Source organism: Photobacterium lucens (assembly GCF_009873615.1).
Classification (GTDB): domain Bacteria; phylum Pseudomonadota; class Gammaproteobacteria; order Enterobacterales; family Vibrionaceae; genus Photobacterium; species Photobacterium lucens.
Map to the genome: position 1 here is coordinate 1 of NZ_SSMG01000297.1, position 11034 is coordinate 11034.

Below are 11034 nucleotides of genomic sequence, written 5' to 3' on the forward strand. Positions count from 1 at the left end.
CGCTAAGTTTGCGTAAAAAAGTTGGCGGAAATCAGCAAGTTGGCTTAGACTTGACTCTAGTTGATAAGGAACTGGAGATGTTAATCTCTATAAACACCAACGATAGGTGTCTACGAACCGTATCAACGTAACCTTATTCACAGTAACAGGCCGGAATGATGCCAGCATTGTTACTATCCATTCAACATAGTCTTGAGGGAGTTATCTATGGCGCTCACAAAAGCCGATTTGGCTGAGAACCTGTTTGAGAATGTTGGATTAAGCAAACGGGACGCCAAGGATACGGTGGAAGTCTTCTTTGAAGAAATTAGGAAGGCTTTAGAAAGTGGCGAACAAGTAAAACTATCTGGTTTTGGTAATTTTGACTTACGAGACAAAAACGAAAGACCAGGGCGTAACCCAAAAACTGGCGAAGATATTCCTATTTCTGCACGACGTGTAGTGACTTTCCGTCCAGGTCAGAAGCTAAAAGCACGCGTAGAAACGCTAGAAGTACCTAAATAAGCTAGTTTGCACGCTTAGTTTAATTGAAACCCAAGTGAATTTATTCATTTGGGTTTTTTATTTTCTGCTATTTGCAAACAGCAGCTTGTTTACTTGGTTATATTTTTGTTTCGTTTATGTATCAATGATATAAGTAAGGTATGCTTAACAATGGCGATGCATTTTCGTTAGTGATGATACTAGTGTACATGGAGGTAATATGACGTTTGTTGATGAAGTGAAAAAGGGTAGGTTTTTATCTGCAACGTGTGATTTCTCACTTCCATTTATGTCTGCAGAGTGGGTTTTAGAGTCGGGTATTCATTGTCAATTATTGCAGCGAGGAGTGTTACAAATAACGCCCAACGAGCAAATAAGTACGGCTAAAGATATTGTGTTGTCATCTGGGGTTCATGGTAATGAAACAGCACCAATTGAACTGATTCAACAATTAGCGGAAGGGATCTTGCTTGGTCACATTGTTCCTGTACATCGCTTACTTCTTATTATTGCCCACCCAGAAGCTATCAATAACAAAACACGTTTCATTGAAGAAAATATGAATCGGCTGTTTAAAGTCCGCAATTTAGAAAAAAATATTGATTGTAAAGTGGCGAATCAGCTTCAGGAGGCTGTTAATAGCTTCTATGGCGTCTCTACAGCCGTTCAGCCTGAAAGATGGCATCTTGACTTGCATTGCGCCATACGCCCATCAGAGCACTACACGTTTGCAATTAGCCCATATAGTCACAAACATTCCCGTAGTAATAGCCTGTTTAGTTTTATTCAACATGCAAAAATAGAAGCAGTATTATTAGCAAACGATCCTTCTTCTACTTTTAGTTGGTTTAGCGCTGAATATCATGGCGCACAAGCCTTGACGATTGAACTAGGTAAAGTTGCAGATTTTGGCAATAACAATTTAGCGCTATTGGCGCATTTTAGTCGAGCGATGATGAAGCTAGTGACAGAAAGCTCTTTGCCTATAACATGGAATAACGATGTCGAGGTTTATCGTGTTAGTCGTACTTTGCTGAAGCAATCTGATGATTTTAATTTCTCTTTCCCTGACGATTTGCCTAATTTCACCTTTTTCGATGAAGGGGTATATTTAGGTAGCGATAGTGGCAAAGATTTTATTGCAGATGAGAAAGGGGAAGCGGTGGTATTTCCCAATGCGAATGTTGCATTAGGGCAACGAGCTGCACTGATGGTAAAAAAAGCTCATATTATCTTTGATGAGCAAATCCGATTGTGTGGCTAGTTCTTAAGTCACCAAACAATTATTAATTTCTACTTTTGTTCTTTTTCCTGAGGCAGTAAGGTAGCGGTTTTGCGCCTATCCAAAGATGGATCTCATGTCACTTAATGCATTATTAATTCGCCAGCGTTCTCGGTGGCGAATGAGTTTTTGGCTCCTGTCGCTATTATTGGTTGTTGTTTGTTTTTACTCGTTATCTGTTGGGGAGTTATGGATAAAACCATGGGCTCCTAATGGTACATTAGAACAACAGTTACTGTTTCAATTGCGTTTGCCGCGATTACTTGCCGCCTTTGCTGTCGGCGCTGCATTGGCAAGCTCTGGTGCGGTACTGCAAGTGTTACTTGGTAATCCGTTAGCAGAACCCGGTGTGCTAGGGATCTCTGGCGGTGCGAGTTTGGCGTTAGTTTGTGTATTATTTTTCTTACCTTTTACACCATCACCTATGTTGACCATGATCACCGCAATGATTGGTGCATTGATATTTACCTTGATATTAGTCGGGTTATCTAGGCGTAAAACGGTTTCGATGACTCGTTTGCTATTAATTGGTGTGGCGCTCGGTATCCTTTCTAGTGCAGTGATCACTTGGGCGTTTTATTTCAGTGATGACTTAAGTATGCGGCAGCTAATGTATTGGCTCATGGGCAGCTTAGGAGGTGTGAATTGGCCTCAGTTATCGTTGCTGCTCTTTATTGTGCCAGTGTTGGTTGTACTGTGTTGTCAGGGTAAGAAGCTTGATATTTTGATGTTAGGTGAGTTACATGCCCGTCAGTTAGGATTGAATGTCACAAGCTTACGTTGGAAGTTGATTTTAATGGTATCACTGTTAGTAGGTAGTTCAGTGGCGTTGGCTGGAGTTATTGGTTTTATTGGCTTGGTTGTCCCTCACCTGATCCGTTTGATGTTAGGCACAGAAAATCGTTATTTATTGCCATTATCAGCATTGGCTGGCGGTTTATTGTTGGTTTTTGCTGATACCTTATCTCGTATCTTATTACCATCTGCTGATCTTCCTGTTGGCGTTGTGACCACGTCACTGGGTGCGCCTGTATTTATCTGGATGCTGATGCGTTCTTCGCTGAATTAATAAGTGTAGTTAACTATGTTGAATGTTAAAAATATTGCACTAGATCCTCGATTACAGCCTTTGTCATTTACGGTAAAAAGCGGTGAAATTGTCCATCTGATTGGCCCGAATGGCAGTGGAAAAAGCACAGCGATAGGCTTGATATCTGGGCTTTTTAGCGCTGATGGTCAGGTGACATTAGAAGGTGTGGACTTGGCTGATCATGATTTGGCATCGTTAGCGCGTATACGTAGTTATATGTCACAACAAGATAAGCCTCATTTTGCGATTCCTGTTTTTCAATATCTTTCATTAGCTTTTACGGCACTCGGTGAGGTGAGTGAAACGTTAAAGCAGCAAGCCATTGATGACGTGTGTGATTGTTTGTCTATCACCGACAAGTTAACTCGTAGTATTCAGCAGTTGTCGGGAGGTGAGTGGCAGCGTGTCCGTTTAGCATCGGCATGTTTACAGGTTTGGCCATCTTTAAATCCAGATGCTAAGTTTTTACTGCTTGATGAGCCAGCAGCGTCACTCGATATTGGTCAAGAAGCGGCAATGTACCGCTTGATCCGAGAAATCGCCTCGCAAGGTATTTCAGTCCTAATGGCGAGCCATGATTTAAATCGTTCTCTGCGTGAAGCCGATAAAGTGGTTTTACTTCAGCAAGGACGTTGTGTGGGGGTTGGTGCGCCTGAAGACGTGATGACAATAGAACAGTTAGAGTTCATCTTTGCTACTAGGATTATAAAAATAGAGCATCAAGGGCTGCTTAGTTTGATCTTTGTTGATTGAAAATACTGTAAATATCTAAATAAAGTGAGCTTAAATCTAAGATCTTGGCTTTGGTAAAATATTTTATCTGGCTATTTTCTTTCTGCAGGTTAGACTGCTCTTTTTTTTTGTAGTTGTGTGAATTATGCAGTGTTCATTCTCACTTCAAGGGGTATGTCCTTCGTGCCCACTTGCCTCGACGTCTTATGCTCAGCAAATTAAACAAAAAGATGACACATTACGTGCATTATTCTCTGAGCATCACCCTCAGCAATGGTTAGCACCTGTAGAAAGTGCTGAAACAGGCTATCGAAATAAGGCAAAGATGGTAGTGTTGGGTGCGGCGCATGAGCCTTGTTTAGGTATTCAAACACAATCTGCATTGGATAAAACCATTAAGCCAGTTAGTTTATGCGGGTGTCCGCTATATCCTGCTGATATGCAGGAACTCTTGCTTTATATTGAGCAATGGATCCGTCGTGCAGGTATTCCACCTTATAATCTAGTGAAGAAAAAAGGTGAGCTGAAATTCGTTCTCCTTACTCGTAGTGAAAGCACGGGTGAATTTATGCTGCGCTTTGTTATGCGTAGTCATACGGCTATTGAGCGTATTGAGAAAAATCTGGCAGATTTATTAGCGGCATTTCCTGCAATAAAAGTGGTTTCAGTGAACATTCAACCTGTTCATATGGCAAGACTCGAAGGCGAAGAAGAAATCTTTTTAACCGATGATCACTATTTGCTAGAGCAGTTTAATCATGTGCCATTAGTCGTCAGACCGAAAAGCTTTTTCCAAACTAATCCAAAGGTTGCAGAACGTTTGTACGCTACAGCAAAAAGCTGGGTTAGTGAGGTCAAACCTGCATCAATGTGGGATCTATTCTGTGGTGTAGGTGGTTTTGCTCTACATTGCGCAGAAGAAGTAGAGCAGGTAACAGGTATTGAGATTGAACCTGAAGCGATAGCCAGTGCGAAACGTTCTGCGGAAATGATGGGGGTTAATAACCTTGATTTTGCAGCACTGGATTCAACCAGCTTTACTCAATCAAATGAAGCGGCACCTGAATTAGTGTTAGTGAACCCACCACGACGTGGTATTGGGGAAGCACTTTGTCAGCAGCTTAATACTTTTGCCCCTAAACATATTATTTATTCAAGCTGTAACCCTCAGACGTTAGAAAAAGATCTTACACGTTTAACGGGATATAAAGTGATGAAGTTTCAGTGGTTCGATATGTTCCCTCACACAGATCACGTTGAAGCCATGGTGTTATTAGAACGTATCTAATGATAACCAAACTACCTAGCCATATTTGAGAAAAGGGCATGAAGCGATTCATGCCCTTTTTGTTACTTTCTTACGTGAGAATAATATTCGCTAAGAAGGTGTGTTAGTTGTGAAAACTGGCGGGCAACTTCTCGGTTTAGCCACAGATAACCATAGTAACTGATATCACTTGCATCACTTTGTTCATGCACTTCAGGTGGTGGTAGTAACGAGAGCATTTTTATCTCATCGCGCTTAACAGGCAAAATAACCTGTTTTTCCATTTGCTTAGACAGTTGTTCAAATCGGTTTGCTAATTGTTCCTTGGCTTCCATTAAGCCCGGCATATCACTGATTTTGGACTGACCTAACTGGGTGTCCCATTTGGTATGGAGCATTGAACCTAGCATGGTGAAGATTTGCTCTTCCGTTAACATGATTTCCGTGAGTAGTTGTTTACTTGCAACATTTTCATTCTTGGTATGAGGCTGTAGTGTCGTTTGCTTATCAAGAATGGTTGATAAGGGACTAATATCAATCGGCTTATAATTTCCCGTTGCTATTTGTTGATTATGCTTATGGTAGTAATCGCAACATAGCTTTATAAAGTCGTGTGTGTAGGCGAGATAATGATCGGTCGCACGAGCAGGGAAAATAAATAAGCTACAGCAGATAGCGACAACAGCAGCCCAAAAGACATTGATAGTACGCCACATTGCAGCATGAAGATCTTCAGGGCCGCCACCAGCAATAACAACAATTGTGATCGCAACGACCAATGACGCATAAGAGTATTTGCCTTGGGTAAAGAAAATCGCTGTTACCACTGCTGCAATGAGAATAACGTGGTGTAACCAATTATAAGAGGCAGGTAGCAAGAATAATGATAAGCCGATAATCGCACCTAATATTGTACCAGTGATGCGCTGGCTAGCTTTAGATAATACGCCGCCAAGAAAGGGAATACTTCCCATAATGGTCACGGCTGTGATCAGTGCCCATGAGCCATATGGCAAGTGAAGTAATTGGATAATGCTAATAATAATACAAAGTGCTACAAAGACTCTGAAAACTAAGAGCTCACGAAAGTATTTGATGGCGAAATGGGAATAATTTTTCATACATAAGAGACATTATGGTTTTTTAAATCATACAAATTATGTGATGAAAGTCACGCTAAAAATGATAAATCAAATGGTATGAAACAACGGGTTGCTTTAAGTAAGGCTCGCTATTTACCGAGTAACAAAAGAAAAGGCACTGTCTACATGAGTACAGACAGTGCCTTTGTATTGATTGTTCGTATTAATGAAGGGGGTTATTTAGTTTTAAATTGCCCTACTAATTGTTGTAGCTGATTACCAGCATCATCAAGTTGACTCACAATATGCTCTGAGTTCTTACTCTCTTGAATAAGATCGGTGACGATATTTTGGATTGAACCCATGTTCCCGCTAATTTCACCAGTCACGGCATTTTGCTCTGTTGATGCAGCAGCAATCTGATTGATCTTACCATTAATTTCAGTCACTGCTTCTGTAACAGAAAGTAGGTTATGTGAGATCTGGTTGGTTGAGCTGACCGCTTCATTACAGGAGGCTTGGCTCTTATCCATAGCTTGTACCGCTTGCGTTACTAAGTTATGTAGCTGATCAAGCATTTCATTGATTTCTAATGTGCTACTTTGGGTACGGCTTGCAAGGCCACGTACTTCATCAGCAACCACGGCAAAGCCTCGGCCTTGTTCACCTGCTCGTGCCGCTTCAATCGCTGCGTTTAGCGCAAGTAGGTTGGTTTGCTCAGCGATATCACCAATAACTTTAAGCACATTGTTGATGTTGTGAGATTGCTGATTGAGTGCATCGATGTAGCTTGATGCTTGAGTCACTTCATCAACAAGCGTGTTAATAGAGACAAGCGAAGTATCTACTTGTTGTTGAGCTACTAATGCGACATCACTCATGCGCTCGGTACCGGAAGCGACATCATTTGTATTTTCAGCAATTTCATTAGCCGCTAGGCTCATTTGTTCAATAGCTGCAACGACTTGTTCTGTTTCGCAGTTATGTTCATTTAATTTAGCGGTTAAGGTATTGGTTTGCTTATGTACATTATGCGCTGCTGTTGTCAGGCTGTTCGTGGTTTCTGATACTTGAGAAATGATGCTTTGAAGCTTATTCGCAAAGCGGTTAAAGGCATTACCCAGTGCTGCTATTTCGTCATTACCTTCAACAACTAAGCGCTTAGTTAGATCACCTTCACCGTCAGCGATGTCATTTAGAGTATCAACCATACGCTCAATAGGTTTGATAATACGGCTAGCGACGTACAAGATCAGAGCGGCTGAAATCACGGTTAAGATCAGTGAAATAAGCAATACGGAGTTAATGCGATCTTGCATGTTTGAATGAATTTGAGCCGTGTATTGCGCCACACTTGCATCAATATCATCAATGTATAAACCAGTTCCAATGAACCATTTGCCACCGTTTAAAGAAATAGCATAACTTTCTTTAGGTTGGGCAGGCTGATTTGCTTTTTTAGGAAAACTGTATTTAACGAATTGGCCGTTGTTTTTCGCCGCATCAATTAAGACTTTAATATATGCCACGCCATTGGCATCCGTCGCACCAATTTGATTCGTTCCCTGAATTTCAGGCTTTAATGGGTGAGCAACGTTCACGCCATTCATGGTATAGATAAAAAAGTAACCAGCATCATTTTCTGCAAAACGGATAGGGGAGATAAGCTGACGTACATCATCAAGAATAGCCGTTTCATCACTACCTTTAGCCAGAATATTCTCGATTGCATGTTTAGTGATGATGACAGCATCTTTTAATTCTTGCTGCCTTTGTGAAATCAGTTCTTGTTTATAATGCGCAACATTCTCTTCTAAAGATTGGTTTTCTAAATAGATGACCACACCCATGGCGATACTAAGAATCGCAAGCATAGGTAACAAGCTTAATAGTAATAATTTGTGCTTAAGTGTTTTGATCATAATTGCATTTGCCTTTTTCCATTATTAATCACAGTGATGCATACGAAATTCTCCGTTGATAGTATGCATATATAAGTTTATGTAATGATAGGGAAAAATTGTTACTGATAGATATATCTTTGAGATTTGTTCAATTAAAAGAGTGGCTGTTGCAGACGTTACAGAAAGCGGGAATAAAAGTGGGATTTGTATCAATAAAAAAATACCTGCCAGTGTGGCAGGTATTGTAAATAGGTATGCGATTACTTCTTGTCTTTAAGGTATGTAATCGTATTTGCCATATCTTGTAAGCTATCGTGAGCACTGGTATTCACTAGGTACTTACCGTTGATTAAAAATGCAGGTACTGATTGCAGTGCAGCATTACGAACAATTTCTTCAGATTGTTGGAACATTTTAAACACTTCAGCTTGCTGCTCTTTTGTTAGCTCGTAAGGGCTCTTCAAACCGTTATCGTGGAAGATTTTAGTAAGTGCTGCTTGACGTTGTTCGTTAGTCATATCTTTTGGTGAGTCTTGAACAAACGCAAATAGCTCTTCTTTCAGTTTATGGCTTGGCTTGTTGTCAGTTTGTACCATTGCTGCGTAGAAGATAAATGCCGCTTTTTGTGCACTTTCATTGAAGATAACGTGTACTTGGTTAACGTCTTTAGTATTCGTTAGCTTTTTAATTTCAGGAAGCATGCTTTCCATATTACGACAGTGGCCACAAGACAGTGAGAAGATCTCTGTTACTGCTGGTAGATTTGGCATTGGAGTTGGGATCACTGAGTATTTGTCACCTTCTTGTGGTGTCTTAGAGTCAGTACATGCAGTTAGCGTCAGTGCTGCGAGTAGCACAACGAAGAAAGATTGGTAAATACGTTTCATTGTCAGCTTCTTTAAAAGATAAAAGTCACAATATTATGGCGATAAATTCTCGACATTGCATCGTAAAGTTACAAAAAGACACGCTTTTTATTCGTTTTTAACTGAATACATACGGTCATTAAGGTTGATATTTTAAAGAGAATAAGACCGTGAATTGGTGTTTTGGTTGGGGTATGATGGTCGGCTTTTCTTATTGCTTTGAGTGTTTCTAATGTTTATTGGATTTGATTATGGGACAGCGAATTGTTCTGTCGCAAGAATGGTAAATGGTAACCCAGAACTGTTACCACTAGAGAAAAATAATCATTTTATTCCATCGACATTGTGTGCCCCGACACGTGAAGCGGTATCTGAATATCTCTATCGTTTCATGGGAATAAAGCCGACTGACAGCATTGGTGAACAAGTGTTACGTCGTGCTATGGCAGTTAACCGTGAAGAAGATATTGAAGTTGTACGCGGCGATCTACAGTTTGGTGAAGCAGCATTAAATACATATCTTTCTGATCCTGAAGAAGTGTATTACGTTAAATCACCGAAATCCTTCCTTGGTGCGAATGGTTTACGCGATGCTCAAATAAGCTTCTTTGAAGATCTTGTTTGCGCCATGATGGTAAATATCAAACAAAATGCTGAGCAAAGCCTACAAGATGATATTACGCAAACGGTGATTGGTCGTCCGGTTAACTTCCAAGGTACTGGCGGTGAATCTGCTAATATTCAAGCTGAAAAAATTCTGACTCAAGCGGCGAAACGCGCTGGCTTTAAAGATGTTTCTTTCCAATTTGAACCTGTTGCTGCTGGGTTGGAGTTTGAATCGACACTGACTGAAAACAAAACCGTATTGGTGGTTGATATCGGTGGTGGTACAACAGACTGTTCATTGCTTGAAATGGGGCCTAAATGGGTTAATGAGCAGGATAGAACACGCTCATTACTTGCACATAGCGGTCAGCGAGTCGGTGGTAACGATTTAGACATTCACTTAGCATTCAAACAGCTGATGCCAGAGTTTGGTCTAGGTAGTAAGACGGTTCGTGGTATTGATATGCCATTTAATCAGTTCTGGAATCCTATTGCGATTAACAACGTTGCTGCGCAAACTGAGTTTTATTCTGATGCTAACTTACGCGCATTAGAAAAGCTCCGTTATGATGCGGCAGATCCTGATAAGCTCAATCGATTAATTCATGTTTATCATGAAACGCTGGGCTATCAGATTGTTCGCCGTGCAGAAGAAGCGAAAATTGCACTGTCGGAGCAAGACAAATATCGTGTTGATATGGCGATCATGAAAGATTTGTTTGCCGTTGATATTACAGCCAAGCAATTTTCAGAAGCCATTGAAACCCCAACCGATAAAATGCGTGAGCTAGTGGTTGAGGCTCTAGCGCAGGGTGGAGTGACGCCTGATGTGGTGTTTATGACCGGTGGTACGGCACGTTCACCTATTTTACGTCAGTGTATTGAGCAGCAGTTACCGAATATACCGATTGTGAGCGGTAATTACTTTGGTTCAGTAACAGCGGGTTTAGCACGTTGGGCTGAGCGTTGTTATCGCTAACGATCAATGAATCTACCCAAGCATCTTGAAGTTACTTGTGTATAGACTGAGTAAAGAAAAAGGCCTCATAGTGAGGCCTTTTGTGTTTTTGATTCTGTCATTATGCAGGCTTAGGTGCGTAAGCTGAGCACCAGCCTTTACCATTAACTAATTTGCCCGGGAAGATTTTACAAGGGCGCCATTCAGCTTTTGCGTCACCTTCAATCAGCATACAGTTATTACAGTTTTTATCGTCGTAACTTGACTTTTCCACGTATTTTAAGGCTTTTGCCTGTGCGTCATCGACAGATAAGTGAGGTAGATCTGCAGCTTGAGCAGGCTTAACCAGTAATTTGTTACCAACGGTTAGGCCAACAATGCCACCTACCGTTAACTTCAAAAAGCGTCGACGCGAAGATTGATTTTTCATTTCAATGTCCTTTTCTCAGCACATGAGTTTTTAACTCACTGAACTTATTAACTATTAAAGTAGGGGATAGTGAATAAGTCTCCATGTGTTATCTAAAATATAGATGAACAATAGATAGAGTTATTTATTAAATCTGTATAGATTACAACAGGAATACGAGGCTTATGTCAAAATAGATGAAATTAATTGTTGTAATTATGTGAAAGGGAAAGTAAAGACAGGGTGTAAAATTGAAAAAGCCTCACAATCGTGAGGCCTTTGAAGTGACCCCCAATAGTTGGACACCAATTATTGGGGGTCTTTTATGTCCAAATATAGTCGAGAGTTAAAATGC

The 11034-nt window shown here is 40.7% G+C and carries 10 protein-coding genes; 6 read left to right on the forward strand and 4 right to left on the reverse strand.

Annotated elements, in window-relative coordinates; genetic code table 11:
* Positions 1-207: 207 nt before the first annotated feature.
* From ihfA to rlmC, 5 genes are all read left to right on the forward strand, one after another.
* Positions 208-504: an integration host factor subunit alpha gene (gene ihfA, locus E5A76_RS12780; RefSeq protein ID WP_053988189.1), complete on the forward strand. Its 297-nt coding sequence runs from the start codon at positions 208-210 to the stop codon at positions 502-504.
* A gap of 199 nt (positions 505-703) precedes the next feature.
* Positions 704-1747, forward strand: coding sequence for a succinylglutamate desuccinylase (gene astE / locus E5A76_RS12785; RefSeq protein ID WP_161119160.1), 1044 nt, complete (start codon positions 704-706; stop codon positions 1745-1747).
* Between the two features lie 94 nt (positions 1748-1841).
* Positions 1842-2834 carry a vitamin B12 ABC transporter permease BtuC gene (btuC, locus tag E5A76_RS12790; RefSeq protein ID WP_161119161.1) on the forward strand — a complete coding sequence of 331 codons (993 nt, stop codon included), beginning with the start codon at positions 1842-1844 and terminating at the stop codon, positions 2832-2834.
* Between the two features lie 15 nt (positions 2835-2849).
* On the forward strand, positions 2850-3608 hold the full coding sequence (gene btuD, locus E5A76_RS12795) for a vitamin B12 ABC transporter ATP-binding protein BtuD (protein WP_161119162.1): 759 nt from the start codon (positions 2850-2852) through the stop codon (positions 3606-3608).
* Between the two features lie 124 nt (positions 3609-3732).
* Complete coding sequence (gene rlmC / locus E5A76_RS12800; RefSeq protein ID WP_161119163.1) at positions 3733-4875, forward strand: 23S rRNA (uracil(747)-C(5))-methyltransferase RlmC; 1143 nt, start codon at positions 3733-3735, stop codon at positions 4873-4875.
* A gap of 62 nt (positions 4876-4937) precedes the next feature.
* Here rlmC and E5A76_RS12805 read toward each other — a convergent pair whose 3' ends face one another.
* From E5A76_RS12805 to E5A76_RS12815, 3 genes are all read right to left on the reverse strand, one after another.
* Positions 4938-5975 (reverse strand): FUSC family protein, encoded by a 1038-nt coding sequence (locus E5A76_RS12805; RefSeq protein ID WP_053988184.1) that lies wholly within the window; start codon positions 5973-5975, stop codon positions 4938-4940.
* A 197-nt stretch (positions 5976-6172) separates the two neighbouring features.
* Positions 6173-7858, reverse strand: coding sequence for a methyl-accepting chemotaxis protein (locus E5A76_RS12810; protein ID WP_161119164.1), 1686 nt, complete (start codon positions 7856-7858; stop codon positions 6173-6175).
* Positions 7859-8100: 242 nt separating this feature from the next.
* Complete coding sequence (locus tag E5A76_RS12815; RefSeq protein WP_161119165.1) at positions 8101-8727, reverse strand: thiol:disulfide interchange protein DsbA/DsbL; 627 nt, start codon at positions 8725-8727, stop codon at positions 8101-8103.
* 211 nt (positions 8728-8938) lie between these two features.
* Here E5A76_RS12815 and yegD point away from each other — a divergent pair, with 211 nt between their 5' ends.
* Positions 8939-10291, forward strand: a complete 1353-nt coding sequence (gene yegD, locus E5A76_RS12820; protein WP_161119166.1) for a molecular chaperone — start codon at positions 8939-8941, stop codon at positions 10289-10291.
* Between the two features lie 100 nt (positions 10292-10391).
* On the opposite strand, the gene E5A76_RS12825 is transcribed toward yegD, so the two are convergent.
* Entirely contained in the window at positions 10392-10700 is a 309-nt protein-coding gene (locus tag E5A76_RS12825; RefSeq protein ID WP_053988180.1) for a high-potential iron-sulfur protein, read from the reverse strand.
* Positions 10701-11034: the final 334 nt, after the last annotated feature.

What these genes read in the sequence shown, in the direction of transcription:
- ihfA (WP_053988189.1), top strand. Translation starts at nt 208, where the DNA reads ATGGCGCTCACAAAAGCCGATTTGGCTGAGAACCTGTTTGAGAATGTT.
- astE (WP_161119160.1), top strand. Translation starts at nt 704, where the DNA reads ATGACGTTTGTTGATGAAGTGAAAAAGGGTAGGTTTTTATCTGCAACG.
- btuC (WP_161119161.1), top strand. Translation starts at nt 1,842, where the DNA reads ATGTCACTTAATGCATTATTAATTCGCCAGCGTTCTCGGTGGCGAATG.
- btuD (WP_161119162.1), top strand. Translation starts at nt 2,850, where the DNA reads ATGTTGAATGTTAAAAATATTGCACTAGATCCTCGATTACAGCCTTTG.
- rlmC (WP_161119163.1), top strand. Translation starts at nt 3,733, where the DNA reads ATGCAGTGTTCATTCTCACTTCAAGGGGTATGTCCTTCGTGCCCACTT.
- E5A76_RS12805 (WP_053988184.1), bottom strand. Translation starts at nt 5,975, where the DNA reads ATGAAAAATTATTCCCATTTCGCCATCAAATACTTTCGTGAGCTCTTA.
- E5A76_RS12810 (WP_161119164.1), bottom strand. Translation starts at nt 7,858, where the DNA reads ATGATCAAAACACTTAAGCACAAATTATTACTATTAAGCTTGTTACCT.
- E5A76_RS12815 (WP_161119165.1), bottom strand. Translation starts at nt 8,727, where the DNA reads ATGAAACGTATTTACCAATCTTTCTTCGTTGTGCTACTCGCAGCACTG.
- yegD (WP_161119166.1), top strand. Translation starts at nt 8,939, where the DNA reads ATGTTTATTGGATTTGATTATGGGACAGCGAATTGTTCTGTCGCAAGA.
- E5A76_RS12825 (WP_053988180.1), bottom strand. Translation starts at nt 10,700, where the DNA reads ATGAAAAATCAATCTTCGCGTCGACGCTTTTTGAAGTTAACGGTAGGT.